Annotated in this window: 11 protein-coding genes; 7 read left to right on the top strand and 4 right to left on the bottom strand. The window is 61.1% G+C overall.

Annotation, left to right across the window (positions count from 1 at the left end):
- Positions 1-17 precede the first annotated feature (17 nt).
- The gene (locus CAG22_RS17130; protein WP_085590048.1) at positions 18-1,415 is read right to left on the bottom strand and encodes a PLP-dependent aminotransferase family protein; all 1,398 of its coding nucleotides are present in this window, start codon (positions 1,413-1,415) and stop codon (positions 18-20) included.
- Positions 1,416-1,641: 226 nt separating this feature from the next.
- Between CAG22_RS17130 and CAG22_RS17125 the strand changes: the two genes are divergently transcribed.
- Positions 1,642-2,817 carry an MFS transporter gene (locus CAG22_RS17125; protein WP_085705844.1) on the top strand — a complete coding sequence of 392 codons (1,176 nt, stop codon included), beginning with the start codon at positions 1,642-1,644 and terminating at the stop codon, positions 2,815-2,817.
- A gap of 59 nt (positions 2,818-2,876) precedes the next feature.
- On the opposite strand, the gene CAG22_RS17120 is transcribed toward CAG22_RS17125, so the two are convergent.
- The gene (locus CAG22_RS17120; RefSeq protein WP_025338144.1) at positions 2,877-3,638 is read right to left on the bottom strand and encodes an SDR family oxidoreductase; all 762 of its coding nucleotides are present in this window, start codon (positions 3,636-3,638) and stop codon (positions 2,877-2,879) included.
- 175 nt (positions 3,639-3,813) lie between these two features.
- Between CAG22_RS17120 and CAG22_RS17115 the strand changes: the two genes are divergently transcribed.
- Positions 3,814-4,815 carry an NADP-dependent oxidoreductase gene (locus CAG22_RS17115; RefSeq protein ID WP_085705843.1) on the top strand — a complete coding sequence of 334 codons (1,002 nt, stop codon included), beginning with the start codon at positions 3,814-3,816 and terminating at the stop codon, positions 4,813-4,815.
- 470 nt (positions 4,816-5,285) lie between these two features.
- Entirely contained in the window at positions 5,286-5,561 is a 276-nt protein-coding gene (locus tag CAG22_RS17110) for a DUF3077 domain-containing protein (protein WP_085705842.1), read from the top strand.
- A 188-nt stretch (positions 5,562-5,749) separates the two neighbouring features.
- On the opposite strand, the gene pyrF is transcribed toward CAG22_RS17110, so the two are convergent.
- Positions 5,750-6,451: an orotidine-5'-phosphate decarboxylase gene (gene pyrF / locus CAG22_RS17105; protein WP_085705841.1), complete on the bottom strand. Its 702-nt coding sequence runs from the start codon at positions 6,449-6,451 to the stop codon at positions 5,750-5,752.
- A 181-nt stretch (positions 6,452-6,632) separates the two neighbouring features.
- Between pyrF and CAG22_RS17100 the strand changes: the two genes are divergently transcribed.
- Positions 6,633-6,800 (top strand): DUF2897 family protein, encoded by a 168-nt coding sequence (locus CAG22_RS17100; protein WP_010952850.1) that lies wholly within the window; start codon positions 6,633-6,635, stop codon positions 6,798-6,800.
- Positions 6,801-7,045: 245 nt separating this feature from the next.
- On the opposite strand, the gene CAG22_RS17095 is transcribed toward CAG22_RS17100, so the two are convergent.
- Positions 7,046-7,381: a ComEA family DNA-binding protein gene (locus tag CAG22_RS17095; RefSeq protein WP_085705840.1), complete on the bottom strand. Its 336-nt coding sequence runs from the start codon at positions 7,379-7,381 to the stop codon at positions 7,046-7,048.
- Positions 7,382-8,073: 692 nt separating this feature from the next.
- On the opposite strand from CAG22_RS17095, the gene wecB reads away from it, so the two are divergent.
- Genes wecB through CAG22_RS17080 form a run of 3 tightly spaced genes read left to right on the top strand, consistent with a single transcriptional unit; the run spans position 8,074 to position 16,497 of the window.
- Positions 8,074-9,216 (top strand): non-hydrolyzing UDP-N-acetylglucosamine 2-epimerase, encoded by a 1,143-nt coding sequence (gene wecB / locus CAG22_RS17090; protein ID WP_085617718.1) that lies wholly within the window; start codon positions 8,074-8,076, stop codon positions 9,214-9,216.
- On the top strand, positions 9,213-10,475 hold the full coding sequence (wecC, locus tag CAG22_RS17085; protein ID WP_085590040.1) for a UDP-N-acetyl-D-mannosamine dehydrogenase: 1,263 nt from the start codon (positions 9,213-9,215) through the stop codon (positions 10,473-10,475). Before wecB ends, wecC begins: the two co-directional genes overlap by 4 nt.
- A 13-nt stretch (positions 10,476-10,488) precedes the next feature.
- Positions 10,489-16,497: a glycosyltransferase gene (locus CAG22_RS17080; protein ID WP_085705839.1), complete on the top strand. Its 6,009-nt coding sequence runs from the start codon at positions 10,489-10,491 to the stop codon at positions 16,495-16,497.
- Positions 16,498-16,621 lie beyond the last annotated feature (124 nt).

The raw sequence follows: 16,621 nt of genomic DNA, 5'->3' as shown, positions 1-16,621 counted from the left end.
CTATGAGCATGTCGCTATCAGCTTGGCAGAGGTCGCCCTGCGTGCTGAAGGAAGGCCTGGGCGCGAGAGTCCTGCCCGTAGGCGACATTGATGCGCAGCCAGGTGCTGGCCGTGCCCTGGTAATCGAAGGCGCTGCCGGGGGTGAGCAGCACATCGTGTTCCAGCGCCAGGCGCTCCAGGCTGGCGAAATCCCGGCCCGGCACGCAGGCCCAGACGAACATGCCGCCGTAGGGCTCGCAGAACACCTGCCAGCCCGCCTGCTCCAGCTGGCCGAGCAGCCTGGCCATGTGCTGCCCCAGGCGCACACGCAGCCGCTGCACGCTCTTGCGGTAGCTGCCGTTGGCCAGCATCTGCCCCACCACCTGCTCGGCAAAGCGCGAGGTGCCGATGCCGCTGACCATCTTCAACTCGGCCAGGCGCGCCAGCAACGCGGGGTCGGCGACCAGGTAGCCGACCCGCAGCGAGCTGCTGAGGGTTTTCGAGAAACTGGCCATGTAGATTACCCGCTGTTCGCTGTCGAGGGTGGCCAGGCGGGTGGCCGGGCCTTCCTGGAAGTCGGCGTAGATATCGTCCTCGATGATGCGCAAGTCGTGCTCGCGGGCCAGCTCCAGCAGGCGATACGCCACCTTGGGCGTCAGGCTGGTGCCGGTGGGGTTCTGGTACAGGCTGTTGATGAACAGGCAGCGCGGCTTGTGCGCCGCCAGCAGGGCTTCGAGGGTGGCCAGGTCCGGGCCTTCGGCGGTGCGCGGCACCGGCAGCATGTGCACTTGGTGCTGGCGCAGCAGGTTGTACAGGTTGTAGTAGCCGGGGTTTTCCACCAGCACCGTGTCGCCCGGGCGCAGCAGGGTGCGCACCAGCAGGTCGAGGCCGTGGCTGGCGCCGTGGGTAGTGAGGATACGTTCGGGGCCGGCGGCGATGCCCAGCTGCGCCAGGCGCTTGTGCAACTGCTGGCGAAGGCTGGCCAGGCCCAAAGGTGGGCAATAGTCGAACAGGTCCTGTGGGTTGCCGCGGCTGACCTGGCGCACTGCCTGGGCCAGTTCGGTGGCGGCGCGCCAACTGCTGGGCAACCAGCCGCAGCCCAGCTTGAGCAACTCGTCATGGCCCTCGCGAAACTGCCGCCAGCTGCCGTCGCCGGCCTCGCCCCAGGGTTGGGCGTCTTCCACGGCCAGGCCGGGTTTGCGCTCGGCGACGAAAAAGCCAGTGCCGTGGCGAGCCTCCAGCCAGCCGCTGGCGACCAGGCGGTCGTAGGCTTCGATCACACACGACGCACTGACCGCCTGGCTGCGGGCCAAGGCCCGGATCGACGGCAGGCGCGCGCCGGGGCGCAGGCGTTGCTGGTCGATCCAGGTTTGCAGGTGGTCGGTGAGTTGCTGTACCAGCGGGGTGGTGCTGGTGCGGTCGAGGGGCAAGTGCATGGGGCAAGTGTTCGCTGGTTTTGAGCGAACAGTTAAGCATAAAAGGGTTGGCGGTGTGTCTGGTGATGGGAATGGGCTGGCATCAGAGTGGGCAGGCCCGGCCCTTTCGCGGGTGAACCCGCTCCCACAGAGATCGCACCCAACCCGAGAGCGGTGCAGTACCTGTGGGAGCGGGTTCACCCGCGAAAGGGCCGGTACAGCCACTACAGAACCAGGATCCCTACCCATGCCCTCCGCCCCGGCCCGCCTGGCCTTCGCCCTCTGCCTGATCACCCTGGCCGTCAACCTGCAGGCCCCGCTGTACATCACCTACGCCGATCTCTCCGGCCAAGGCGCCGCCGCCACCGCGGTGGCCTTTTCCGGCTATGTGCTCGGCGTACTACCCGTGCTGCTGGCCCTGGGCGGGCTGGCCGACCGGGTTGGGCGCCGGCCATTGGTGCTCGCCGCACTGGCCTTGTCGATGGTCGCCACCGTGCTGATGCTGCTGGCCCCCAGCCTGCAAACCCTGGGCCTGGCGCGACTGTTCCTCGGCCTGGGCACCGGTCTCGCCTCGGCCACGGCCACCGCCTACATGGGTGAACTGATGGGCGGCGCAGACAACACCCGCGCCGCCAATTGGGTTACCGCCAGCACCTCGCTGGGCTTTGGCCTGGGCGCGGCGCTGACCAGCCTGTTCCTGCTGCGCGGCCCCAGCCTGACCCCAGGCAGCTTCCACCTGCAACTGCTGCTGGCGGCGCTGGCCATGCTGCTGGTGTGGCGCCTGCCGGACCCACGCCCGGCAGCACGCAACCCCATGCTGCGCCTGCCCTGCTACCCCCGTGGCAGCGTGACCTATGGCCTGGCCATTTTGCTGGCGTGGGCCTGCGTGGGGCTGGTGATCGCCCTGCTGCCGGGCATCCTGCGCCAGCATGGGCTTAGCGCCTGGTCGGGGTTCTCGACCTTTTGCGTGATCAGCTGCGGGTTGTTGTTCCAGCCCATGGCACGGCGCCTCAGCAGCCGTACGGCCACGTTGCTGGGGCTGGTGATATTGCCGTGCAGCTATGCCGTGCTGGCCTGGGGTGCGGACAGCGGCCAGCTGGGCGCGGTATTGCTGGGTGCGGTGGCGGCCAGTAGTGCGTGCTACGGGTTTACCTACCTGGGCGGGCTGGCGGCGGTGAACGAGCTGGCCGGCAGCGAGAAGACACGGGCCAGTGCCGGATTCTTCCTGCTGGCGTACCTGGGGTTCAGCCTGCCGGTGATCTTTACCGGGTTGTTGAGCGACCGGCTGGGATCACGATTGGCGTTGCTGGTATTTGGTGGGGTGTTGATGGTGGGGTGTGTGGTTGTAGGGCTGGCATTGTGGTGGTCTGCCAGGGCCTCTTCGCGGGTAAACCCGCTCCCACAGGGACATCACAGGACCTGAGGGCAGCGGGGTACCTGTGGGAGCGGGCAAGCCCGCGAAGAAGGCCACGCGGTTTCGGCTCAGATCGCCGTAGCCCCACCATCCACCGCCAGGCAATGCCCAGTAGTGAACGCCGCGCCATCACTGCACAGGTACAGCACGGCACTGGCAATTTCCTCGACCTTGCCAATGCGCCCCACCGGATGCATGGCAGCGGCAAACTCGGCCTTGCGTGGGTCGGCCTCATAGGCACGGCGGAACATGTCGGTGTCGATCACCGCCGGGCACACCGCATTCACCCGGATGCCCTTCTTGGCGTACTCGATGGCCGCCGACTTGGTCAGGCCGATCACCGCGTGCTTGGAGGCGCTGTAGATGCTCATCTTCGGCGCCGCGCCCAAGCCCGCCACCGAAGCGGTATTGACGATGGCCCCACCGCCCTGGGCCAACAGCAACGGCAGCTGGTACTTCATGCACAGCCACACACCCTTCACGTTGACGCCCATGATGGCATCGAACTCCGCCTCGCTGCCCTCGGCCAGGCGGCCCTGCTCTATCTCGATACCTGCGTTGTTGTAGGCATAGTCCAGCCGGCCGTAGGCGGCGATCAGGCGCTCGTGCAGTTGGCGCACCTCGGCGTCACGGGTAACGTCGCAGGCAATGAACAGCGCCTCCCCGCCCGCAGCGTGGATCAGGGCCACAGTTGCCTCGCCACCGGCCGGGTCGAGGTCGGCCACCACCACCTTCAGGCCCTCCCGGGCGAAAGCCAGGGCAGTTGCCCGGCCGATGCCGGCGGCACCGCCGGTGACCAGGGCTACCTGGCCGGAAAAGGTCATGCTCATCGCGTGCTCCAAAGCGTGCTTGGTGGGGTTCAGAGCATAGTCAGCCACCAGCCGCCCGGGCAGCATCATCACCCCACCGGTTGGGCTACCATGCTTGTCAGTGATGTTAAGGACCTGCCTACATCAACAGGGTAGATTTGACGCCTCCCCCTTCCACTGCCCACAAGGACCCGCCATGACCAACACCAACCGCCGCTTCCTGCTCGCCAAACGCCCGGTCGGCGCCGTGCGCCGTGACGACTTCAGCTTCGAGACCGTGCCCGCCGAACAACCCGGCGAAGGCCAGGTGCTGGTGCGCAACCTGTACCTGTCGCTGGACCCGGCCATGCGCGGCTGGATGAACGAAGGCAAGTCCTACATCCCGCCCGTGGCCCTGGGCCAGGTGATGCGCGCGCTGGGCGTTGGCGAGGTTGTTGCCTCCAACCACCCCGCCTACAAGCCGGGCGACCATGTAAGCGGCGCCCTTGGCGTGCAGGACTACTTCACTGGCGAACCCCAGGGCCTGCACAAGATCGACCCCAGCCTGGCGCCCCTGCCGCGCTATCTGTCGGCGCTGGGCATGACCGGCATGACCGCCTACTTCGCCCTGCTGGACGTCGGCCAGCCCAAGGCCGGTGACACCGTGGTCATTTCCGGCGCGGCCGGCGCGGTGGGCAGCATTGTCGGGCAAATTGCCAAGATCAAAGGCTGCCGCGTGATCGGCATTGCCGGCGGCGCCGAGAAGTGCCAGTACCTGAAGGACGAACTGGGCTTTGACGGGGTGATCGACTACAAGGCCGAAGACGTGCTGGCCGGCCTGAAGCGCGAATGCCCCAAAGGCGTGGACGTGTACTTCGACAACGTCGGCGGCGACATCCTCGACGCCGTGCTGACCCGCATCAACTTCAAGGCACGTATCGTGATTTGCGGCGCGATCAGCCAGTACAACAACAAGGAAGCGGTAAAAGGCCCGGCCAACTACCTGTCGCTGCTGGTGAACCGAGCGCGCATGGAAGGCTTCGTGGTCATGGATTACGCCAAGGATTACGGCAAGGCCGCGCTGGAGATTGCCGGGTGGCTGGCCAGCGGGCAGGTGAAGAGCAAGGAAGATGTGGTGGAAGGGCTGGAGACCTTTCCCGAGACCTTGCTGAAGCTGTTCAGTGGGGAGAATTTTGGCAAGTTGGTGCTCAAGGTTTGAGATTGAGGTAGCCAACACTGGCCTCATCGCCGGCAAGCCAGCTCCCACAGGTATAGCGCCACCCTTGAGCCCGACGCTGTACCTGTGGGAGCTGGCTTGCCGGCGATTAAGCCGCACAGCGGCCCCGGCGATAACTGCAGCACCGCGTTCGCAGCGCGTCAGACTTTCCTGAACCTTGCTCTCACCGCTTCAGCTTGAAGCAACAAGCGAACTATCCTACGCAGCGGTCGGAAGCAGCTGAATTGTCGGGGAAATCCCTCAGGGATAACTTCACCGGGTCGCCATGTTGGTGACCGGGTGTGAGAACCTGTTGCGAGTTAGCTGGCTTGCCTGTCATGGCAGTCGTACGCGGGCAGACCTCGGTCTGGCCGAGCTTTGAAGCTCCCTCGGTTTCTCACCCCGTGTACGACTGCCGCCCAGGTCCGTGAGAAAGATCCGCGTGGCAGTTCCACTTGTCAGGAGCTACTACCATGAAAAAGAACACCCCCTCCCCCATCCTCACCGCAGGCCTGGAAACCTTCCTGGAAGCCGGCAACCCCACCCTGGACCTGCTCCGCGTACAACCCGGCATACCGATCGATGATGTCTACGAGCACGTTTCAGTCCTGCTGGGCTACATCAAGCACCTTGTGCGCGAAGGCGACATGGAAGATGACCACAAACTGCTGGGCTCCGCCGATTACCTGCTGGCCATGGCCAAGGCCCTGATGAACGACATCGAACTGGCCAAGAACAAGCTGCACTGACAGGCTTTGAGGGAACAACCCAAAATCCAAAAGCTGACTCACCCGCTCCCACAGGTCCAGCTCTACCTGTGAGGCTGCGCTCTTCTGTGGGAGCCGGCTTGCCGGCGATCACCGCCAAAGGCGGTGCCATGTACCAAACAAAAAAGGCCAGCACTCTCATGCTGGCCTTTCTCTACAACGCGGGCTACTTACCCACGAATCTCCGCCACCACCGCAGCCAACGCCTGCGCCGGATCGGCAGCCTGGCTGATAGGCCGGCCGATCACCAAGTAATCCGAACCCGCATCCAGTGCCTGGCGCGGGGTGAGGATACGGCGCTGGTCATCCTGCGCACTGCCCGCCGGGCGAATGCCTGGGGTCACCAATTGCAGCGACGGGTGCGCCGCCTTCAGCGCCGGGGCTTCCAGCGCCGAGCACACCAAACCGTCCATGCCAGCCTTCTCGGCCAGCGCCGCCAGGCGCAGCACCTGCTCTTGCGGGTCGACATTCAGGCCGATGCCGGCCAGGTCTTCACGCTCCATGCTGGTCAGCACGGTCACACCAATCAGCAACGGCTGCGGGCCGCTGCGCTTGGCCAGCTCTTCACGGCAGGCCGCCATCATGCGCAGGCCACCGGAGCAATGCACGTTCACCATCCATACACCCATCTCGGCGGCAGCCTTCACCGCCATCGCGGTGGTGTTGGGGATGTCGTGGAACTTGAGGTCCAGGAACACTTCGAAGCCCTTGTCGCACAGGGTTTCGACAATGCCCGAAGCACTGCTGGTGAACAGCTCCTTGCCAACCTTCACCCGGCACAGCGCAGGGTCAAGCTGGTCAGCCAGCTTCAGGGCGGCCTCACGAGTAGGGAAATCCAGGGCGACGATCAGGGGCGTCTGGCAGGCGGACATGGGCAGGGTCTCTTGGCAAGTCGAAAACGGCGCGCATTGTAAACGAAGTGGCACAGGCTTTGGGGCCCGCGGGTCACGGAATTGGCCCGACAGTGGCTGGCTCCTATAATTGAACCAACGGAACGGGCAATTGCTCAACATTTGTACAAGCGCTGCCCATCACCAGCAAAGGAGAACGAAAATGCCCTGGTATGCCTGGCTGATACTCATCATAGCGCTCGGCTCGATCGTCGGCGGGCTGATGCTGCTGCGCGACACGGCAAAGAAACTGCCACTGACCGAAGAACAGCTGCGCAAGGTGCATGAGCGCAATGCCGAAGCGGATGCCAAGGATGCGCAGGACCGCTAGCGCCCCCGGTCGCTGGCGCTGCCACGATCTGACCGGCTGTTACGGTCCATGTAGGAGCGGCCTTGCATCACGAAAGGGCCGCAAAGCGGCCCCCGGGTTTCAGCGACACTGCAAGAATAGCTGGGGCTGCTTTGCAGCCCTCTCGCGACGCAAGGCCGCTCCTAAAGGGATCGCGTCAACCAGCCAATTAGACCGTCTACTTCATAAAAGTCAGGGCCAGGACACAAACCCCAGCCCCCTCCCCCTTATTCCACCATCACCTTATCCCGGTTGCGCTCCAGCAATGCATTACCAATCCCCTTGATCTCCAGCAGCTCATCCACTGAAGCAAACGGCCCATTGGCCTCCCGGTAGGCCACGATGGCCTCAGCCTTGGCCTTTCCTATCCCGTTCAGCTCCTTCTGCAGAGTAAGCGCGTCAGCGGTGTTCAGGTCCAGCCGCTGCGGCTGCTGGGCCTGCTGCTGGGTTACCACCGGGACCGGCTCGGGTACCGCCGTGGTGCTGGCCGGGGCGGCGCTTAGGGAAAAGGACAGGCTGGCGAACAGCGGCAGCAACAGGTACGACAGAACGTTGTTACGCATGGTGAACACTCCTTGGGTTGGTAATTTTCCAGCAGCCGTTTTCCTTCGGCTGCGTAATCAACCCTAGCGGCTCTGCCATTTTGCAAAAAGGCTCTTGACCCGGTTAATCGTTACCGAATCCGACATTAAAAAAAGCAACTTCGCCCACCCAAAAGCAATGGCGTTACGCCATATTTCAGGATAAGTTCATGAAACAAAGGCGATAGCAAATCGCCGCTAGGTAAATTCCCGTTTAACCTAGGTTTCATTCAGACCAAAAGCTGTTGTTTTTCCCACAAGCCTTGCCGGACAAGGCCCCATCCCATTCGTCGTATGCCTCGGTTGTATTGACTTTATTGGCATGATGCCTGAATAACATCAAACAATCGTTTTTCTTGATGCAACTTTCAAAAATAGGATCCAATCATCCGATAGATAGAGGCAAATTCGGACGATCAGGGGAAAAAAACGTGCCATACGGGATGTCATCTTGATGACGAAATGATAAATTTGCGGTCATTGGACAACCGCTATGCTTGAAGGATCCGAGCCACATGAATTTTTCTTCACCACCTTCAAAGCCTCCCGTTCGCGCTTGCGTGTGTGGAGCCCCCTAGGCCACTCCCCCCGGCCGATTTGCGTAATACCTGTGATCTGCACCCCGTAACACCAGATCCAATCGCCTTTACATCAATACACAGAAGACCGTCGCCGTGTCCCTCAAGACCCTCACCGTATTTGGCACCCGCCCAGAGGCCATCAAAATGGCCCCCCTGGCCCTCAACCTTGCCCAGGACGACCGTTTTGAGTCGCGTGTCTGCGTAACTGGCCAGCACCGCCAGATGCTCGACCAGGTATTGGAGCTGTTCGAGATCACACCCGACTACGACTTGAACATCATGAAACCCGGCCAGGATCTGACCGATGTGACCACTGCCATCCTGCAGGGTCTGAAGCCTGTGCTGGCCGAGTTCAAGCCCGACGTGGTACTGGTGCACGGCGACACCGCAACAACCCTGGCCACCAGCCTAGCCGCCTACTACCAGCAGATTCCGATTGCCCACGTGGAAGCCGGCCTGCGCACCGGCAACCTGTATTCGCCATGGCCGGAAGAAGGCAACCGCCGCCTGACCGGGGCACTGGCCGCCCTGCACTTCGCGCCCACCTCCACCTCTCAGGACAACCTGCTGCGTGAAGGTACGGACGCCGCGACCATCTACACCACCGGCAACACCGTGATCGACGCGCTGCTGGAAGTGGTCCGCAAGCTGGAAAGCCCCGAGCTGAAAAGCCAGTTCGAAAACCAGTTCAGCTTCCTGAACCCTGAGCGCCGCATGGTGCTGGTCACCGGCCATCGCCGCGAAAACTTTGGTGGCGGCTTCGAGCGCATCTGCCAGGCCCTGGTGCAAACCGCGCGTCAATTCCCTGATGTGGACATCGTCTACCCGGTACACCTCAACCCGAACGTGCGCGAACCGGTCAACCGCCTGCTGGCCGACGTCAACAACATTCACCTGATCGAGCCGCTGGACTACCTGCCGTTCGTCTACCTGATGACCCGTTCCTACCTGATCCTGACCGACTCCGGCGGTATCCAGGAAGAAGCCCCAGCCCTGGGCAAGCCGGTACTGGTCATGCGTGACACCACCGAGCGCCCGGAAGCCGTGGCTGCCGGTACCGTCAAGCTGGTGGGCACCGACGTCGAATCGATCACCGAAAACCTGGCGAAACTGCTGACCGACGATGCGACCTATCGCGAAATGAGCTTCGCCCACAACCCCTACGGCGATGGAAAAGCGTGCGCGCGAATCCTCGACGCACTTTCCAACTTCTCCCGTTCCAAGGAAGTAGCATGAGCTTCAACAAGATTTCCGTCGTAGGCCTGGGCTATATCGGCCTGCCAACCGCCGCCGTTTTCGCCGCCCGCAAGAAGCACGTGATCGGTATCGATGTAAACCAGCACGCAGTCGACACCATCAATCGTGGTGAAATCCACATCGTCGAGCCTGAGCTGGACATGGTGGTACACGCTGCCGTGACCGAGGGCTTCCTGCGCGCCTCCACCGTTCCGGAAGCTGCCGACGCCTTCCTGATCGCCGTGCCAACCCCGTTCATGGATGACCACCAGCCGGACCTGAGCTACATCGAGTCCGCCAGCAAGGCCATCGCGCCCGTGCTGAAAAAGGGTGACCTGGTCATCCTGGAATCCACCTCCCCTGTCGGCGCCACCGAGCAGATGGCCTTCTGGCTGGCCCAGGCCCGCCCGGACCTGAGCTTCCCGCAAACCCACGGTGAAGACTCCGACATCCGCGTTGCCCACTGCCCTGAGCGCGTGCTGCCAGGTCACGTGTTGCGCGAGCTGGTGGAAAACGACCGCATCATCGGCGGCATGACCAGGAAGTGCTCTGAAGCTGCCGTACGCCTGTACCGCACCTTCGTTGAAGGCGAGTGCATCGTCACCAACGCCCGCACCGCAGAAATGTGCAAGCTGACCGAAAACAGCTTCCGCGACGTGAACATTGCCTTCGCCAACGAACTGTCGATCATCTGCGACAAGCTGGACATCGACGTGTGGGAGCTGATTCGCCTGGCCAACCACCACCCGCGCGTCAACATTCTGCAGCCAGGCCCAGGCGTGGGCGGCCACTGCATTGCCGTCGACCCATGGTTCATCGTCAGCCAGACCCCAGAGCAGGCGCGCCTGATCCGCACCGCCCGCGTGGTCAACGACAGCAAGCCTGAGTGGGTGATCGACAAGGTCAAGATGGCCCTGGCCAACTTCCTGATCAAGAACCCGGGCAAGTCGGCCCAGCAAGTGAAAATTGCCTGCTACGGCCTGGCCTTCAAGGCCGACATCGACGACCTGCGCGAAAGCCCTGCCCTGAGCATTGCCGAGCGTCTGGGCAACGAGCTGGAAGCCACCCTGCAACTGGTCGAGCCGAACATCGAAGCCCTGCCGCAGCGCCTGGCGCGCCACGAGCATGTGGACTTCGACTTTGCCCAGGACAGCGCCGACATCCACGTACTGCTGGTGAAGCACCGCGAATTCCGCGGCACCTTCAACGTGCGCGACGCGGCATTCGTGATCGACGCCGCCGGCGTTACCCAGGCTTGATGGACCCAACCGCATGAACAACCCCACGCTTGAGAAACTTACCGTGAACACAGAGCTGCCTTCACCATTGGCCGATATTCATGACCGCGTGATGGAAGCCTATTACGGCAAGCTGGGGGAGCAATTCATGCGGGAAACGCAGTCCCGCATCCATTGGATCTGCGCCCAGGTCAAAGGGCGCCGGATCCTGGATGTCGGCTGCTCGCAGGGCATCGTGCCCCTGCTGCTGGCACGTGAAGGCTGCCAGGTCACCGGTGTGGATACCAGCCCGCAGGCCATCGAAGAGGCCAAGGGCTACCTGTCTGCCGAACCGGCCCACATCCAGCAGAACGTCACGTATATCAATTCAGACTTCCTCGCGCTGGACACGCTCGAGGTTGAACCGGACACCGTTGTCATCAGCGAAGTGCTCGAGCACCTGGTACGCCCGGAGCTGTTCATCGAAAAGGCCCACGACCTGCTCAAGCAGGGTGGCCGACTGGTGATTACCGTGCCGTTCGGGGTTAATGACTTTATTGACCACAAACACACGTTCTACCTGATGGAACCGTTCCGGTTGCTGGCCGAACACTTGCAGATCATCGATGTGAAGATGCTCGGCAAGTGGCTGGGTATCGTTGCCGTGAAGAGCGAAGCGCATAAACCTGGCGTTATTGACTCGCTGACTATCGATCGCGTCCGTGAGCTTGAAAAGGCCTTCGAATCCATCGAGCGCGCCCTGCGCGAGAGCCTTGGCGCAATCGGTAAGCGACTGGAAGACACGAACAAGAAGTATCGCACCGCCAACGAACAGATTGCTCAACTCAAGCCCGAGGCCCAGAAGGCTGAAACGCTATCCAGAACGTTGCAAAACCGCGATGCCGACATTGCGGCACTGCAACAGGCCAACCGCGAAATGCTCGACGCCAAGGCAAAGCGGGTACAAGAACTTGAGGAAATCAAGGAGCGCCTGGATGACGCCAACAGAAAGTACCGGCTGACCACTGAACAACTTTCCCTGCTAAAGCCCGAAGCTCAGAAAGCCGAGGCCCTCTCGCGTCAGCTGCAGGATCGCGAATCACATATCAGTTCTATCGAGCAAGCGAGCCGGGAAGCCCTTGAGGCCAGCGCGCGCAGCATCCGGGCGCTCAATGAAGAACTTGATTCACTCAAGTCCAAGTTGGGCGAGGCGAATGAAAAGTGCCTCGCCACTGCGCAGCAATATGCCCTGTTGGAGCAGCGATTCGCGGCGCTTGAAGAAACCCAGGCGCAGACATGCCAGGAACTGACCGTAGCCAACGACGAACTGGAGCAGCGGAACCAGGAGCTGGAAACCCTGCAGCAATCCCTTCACAGCATCGAAGAACGATTGCTGGCCACCGATCAGCAGCGTGTGGCTGCTGAAGCGCTGGCAGCAAACGAGACGGCAGAGATAGCCGCCCTGCAGGCTCAACACGATGACCTGGAAAGCCGGCTTCAGAAACAGCGTGACGAACTGGAGGCTCAGCTAGAGGCGTTGTCAGAGCAGCTTGTCCAAGCCCGGCAGATCAACGATGGTCATGTAGAAACCATCACAGTGCTTCGTGCACAGCAAGCCGCCTTGCAAGCCAGGCTGGAAAATCAGCGGCAGGCGGCAACCGAACTGCAGACCAAGGCCGAGCAGACCAATGCTGGCCATGTAGACACCATCACTGCCCTCCGCGCTCAGCAGGCAGCCCTGCAAGCCGCGCTGGAAAGTCAGCGGCAAGTATCGGCAGAGGCTCAGGCCCTGGCGGATCAGACAAGTGCTACTCATGAAGACACCATTGCCACCTTGCGCGAGCGCCTTGCGACTTTGGAGACCGCGCTGGAGAAACAGAAGGAGGCAATGAGCCAACTGCAAAACGAGAGCGATCAGGATATTGCCGAGAAGGATGAATGCATCACTACGCTGCGCATGCGCCAAGCGGAATTGGAAGCCGAACTTGAAAGCGAGTTGGAGTATATGAACGAATTGCAGGCCCAAACCCAACGGGCCGACGCTGCACAGGCCGAAACCATTGCCCTGTTGAAAGCGCGTCAAGCTGAACTGGAAAGCCAGTTGCAGGCGATGAGCGAAACACAGGCACGCAACGAGCGTGAGCATGCTGCCCAGGCCAACACCATCAATAAACTGGTCGACCTGCGCAATGGCCTGGAAGAGCAACTGCACGCAATGATGCAGGCCAATGCCCAAGCACAAGACACCCAGACAGAACAGGCAGAAACCATTGCCTCTCTGAATCAGGCCAAGGATGCGCTGGCCGAACAGTTGACGCTTGAGACTGCTAGCCGCCTGGCGGCGGAGGCAAGCCTTGCGGCCACCAATGAACAGTGGCAAGGCCTGCGCATGCAGCTGGAAAACGAGCTCAACTCGTCGAAAGCAGGCTTGGGTGCGGCAAACATGAAGTACCGCACCGTCAGCACTGAACAGATCCCGCAACTGAAGGCCAACCTCAATCAATTGCTAGAGCGCACTGCCGCGCAGCAGCGCAAGATCGACGAACTCAATGCGAATCTGGAACGTGCCAACACACAACGCCATCTAGCCGAACAGCGTTTGGTCAAGACACGCACCAGCATGACTTACCAGCTGGGCTACCAGATCAAGAACAGCGCAACCTCCTTGGGCGGGCTGGTCAAACTGCCCGTGCGCCTACTGCGCCTGTACCGCAAGGCCAACCAGCAACGCCAGCAGAGCGAACAGAAGCGGATCGCCAACGAACCGATGAAGGCCCTGCTGCCTCCTGCACCGATCGTTCAGGATGAGAACTACCTGAAGCTGCCGGAGGCCCTGCATACCAGCGCGCAGAGCCGCTCTACGCTGTTGCGCCAGGCCGACCAACCTGTAAGCCGCCTGAAAGTGGCGTGCGTAATGGACGAGTTTACCTTTGGCTCGTACCGCTACGAATGCAACCTGATGCAGCTCACTCCTAGCAACTGGAAGGCAGAACTGGAAGGTTTCGGCCCAGAACTGCTGTTCATCGAATCTGCCTGGCGCGGCAAGGATGAACTGTGGGGTAGCAAGGTTGGCCACAACAGCCAGGAACTTCAGGACATTCTGTCTTGGTGCCGTCAGAACAAGGTACCAACCGTGTTCTGGAACAAGGAAGACCCGGTTCACTTCGAGACCTTCCTGACCACTGCCAAGCAGTTCGACCATGCGTTCACCACCGACATCGACTGCATTCACCGCTACAAGGGTGCGCTCGGTCACGATCGAGTTTACCTGCTGCCGTTCGCCTGCCAGCCAGCGCTGCATAACCCGATCGAGCTGTATGAGCGCAAAGACGCCTTCTGCTTCGCTGGCGCCTACTACGCCCGTTACCCGGAGCGTACCCGCGACCTCGGCAATTTCGTCTGCGAGCTGCCGAAGTTCCGCCCGCTGGAAATCTTCGACCGCAACTTCGGCAAGAACGATGCGAACTATCAGTTCCCCGAGGAATACCAGCCCTACATCGTCGGCACCCTGCCCTTCGAAAAAATCGACACGGCTTACAAGGGCTACCGGTATGCGATCAACCTGAACTCGATCAAGCAGTCGCAATCGATGTTCGCACGTCGAGTATTCGAGCTGCTGGGCTGCAACACCATCACCGTCAGCAACTTCTCGCGCGGTGTGCGCCTGTTGTTCGGCGACCTGGTCGTCACTACCGACAATGGCGAAGAGATGCTGCGCCGCCTGGAGCTGCTGGCCGAAGACCCGCTCAACAGTGACAAGCTGAAGCTCGCCGCCCTGCGTAAAGTGATGCAAGAGCACACTTACACTCAGCGCCTGGAATACGTGCTCACCAAGGTGACAGGCACCGTCAAGACCCAGCGCCTGCCGGAAATCGTAGTCATCTGCGAAGCTCAGGATCGCCAGCAGTTCGACATGCTGCGCGCCCACCTGAACCGCCAGACCTACAGCCAGGTACGCATGGTCATCATCACCGATGCCTATCAGGGCAGCATCGTGAGTGATGACCCTCGTGTCGTGGTACTCAAACCAGCCCAACTGAAGAAATCCAGCCTTGGCGAGCTGGTTGGCAACACCCCGTGGGTTGCCGCGTTTGTACCGGGCGATTACTACGGCCCTAACTACCTGCTCGACCTGGCACTGGCAACGCGCTACAGCCGTGCACAGGTGGTTGGTAAAGCTGCTCACTTCACCTGCCAAGGGCAAGATGCCAAGCTGCAGTCGAATGAACTGGCATACCGTCCAGCTCAATCGCTGCGCGCACGGCGCTCGTTGGTCGCAACCGAAATCATTGCCGGCCAGCCATTGCTTAACTGGTTGAAGGGCCTGCCATCGCTGGAGTACGCACACGAGCAAGGCCTGGCGATCGACCCATTCAACTATTGCGAGAATGGCGCGGCACAGCACGACAAGATCAGCGCCAAGGTTGACGACCTGGACCTGAACCTCGGCATGACCATAGACCAGCTGCAGGCGCGGGCCCAAGCCATCGCGCCTCTGAAAGTCAGCCACGACTCACCGGAAATCACTGGCCGCGCCTTGGCCGAGATATTCGGAGTCAAGCACAACAAGTTCCTCGACCTGGCCGTCGATGTCGATAGCTGGCGCGTGAACTCCAAGCTGGCAGATGGCAAGCACGAGTATGTGTATGCGCTGAATGAAGTCAGCCTGGACCAGCTGAATATCCAGGACCGAAAGCTCAAACTGTACCTCGACTGCACGCCTGGCCTGAACCTGCAATTGGTGGTGCTGTTCCTCGATGCCGAGAAGCAGCGGATCAGCCACGTGATGCAGCATGCCAACCGTAACCAGACTTCCGATGTGCCGCCGGAAGCCGCCTTCGTGCGCTTCGGCCTGCGTGCCTATGCTTCCGGCAACACCGAGATCAAGGCGCTGGTGCTCGGCCACCGCAACCTGCAGCCGTCGGAGATGCTGGGCCGTTCGCAACATCTGGTTGTCACCAACCATTACCCGGCCTATGAAGACCTGTATCGCAACGGCTTTGTGCATAGCCGAGTGATGGCGTATCAGGAGCAGAACCTGAACGTCGACATCTTCCGCCTGCGCAAGAACGAGGCTGTCAGCTATCACGAGTTCCAGAACGTGGATGTGGTAACCGGGTGCCAGACTACGCTCACCAAGATGCTTGAAAGTGGCCAGTACAAGAGCGTGCTGGTGCACTTCCTGGATCCCGATATGTGGGAGGTGCTCAAGCGCTTCACGCACCTGGTCAAGGTAGTGGTGTGGGTGCACGGCGCAGAGGTACAGCCTTGGTGGCGACGCGAGTACAACTACTCGGATGAACACCAGTTGGCGCTGGCAAAAGTCGAGAGCGAAAAACGCATGGCGTTCTGGCGCGAGACGCTGAGCAACATACCAGCCAACCTGAAACTCGTCTTCGTGTCTCGCTACTTTGCTGAAGAAGTAATGGAGGATGTGGGCTTCCGCATTCCTGAAGATCGCTACGAGATCATTCATAACCCGATTGATACGGAAACGTTCTCGTACCAGGCCAAGCCGGAAGCGCAGCGTATGAAGCTGCTATCCATCCGCCCCTATGCATCCGCCAAGTACGCAAACGACCTGAGTGTCAAAGCGATCGAGCTGCTGGCAGAGAAACCGTACTTCAAGGACCTTGAATTCCGCATGATTGGTGATGGCGTATTGTTTGAAGACACTCTCGCCCCGCTGCGCAAGTTCAGCAACGTGACAATTGAGCGCGGCTTCCTCAAGCATCAAGAGATTGCAGCACTGCACAAACAGTACGGCCTGTTCCTTTGCCCGACACGCATGGATGCACAAGGTGTCTCCCGTGATGAGGCGATGGCTTCCGGTCTGGTCGCCGTGACAAACGCCGTTACAGCGATCCCTGAATTCGTCGATGATGAATGTGGGATTCTTGCACCTGGCGATGACGCCCAAGCGATGGCAGACGGTATCGCGCGGGTGATCGAATCACCGGAACTGTTCCGTAAGATGTCCGCTGCGGCACGTGCACGTGTTGAAAAACAAACCGCCAAGCATTCAATCATCAACCGTGAAATCGAGCTGATTCGACAAGCATGATCCTGGTGCAGAGCCAACTGTTGGCACCCTTGGCACCCTTGGCAGCGCGGCAGCAGATCAGCTGCCGCAGCGTGCTCTGCGATCATCTTTCGGCGAACTGACTGAGCGCCTTGCAGCGCCATTG

Origin of the sequence: Pseudomonas sp. B8(2017) (assembly GCF_002113575.1) — a bacterium.
Lineage (GTDB): Bacteria > Pseudomonadota > Gammaproteobacteria > Pseudomonadales > Pseudomonadaceae > Aquipseudomonas > Aquipseudomonas putida_Z.
The sequence above is the reverse complement of the archived record's forward strand: the minus strand, read 5'-3'. Positions and strand labels throughout refer to the sequence as shown.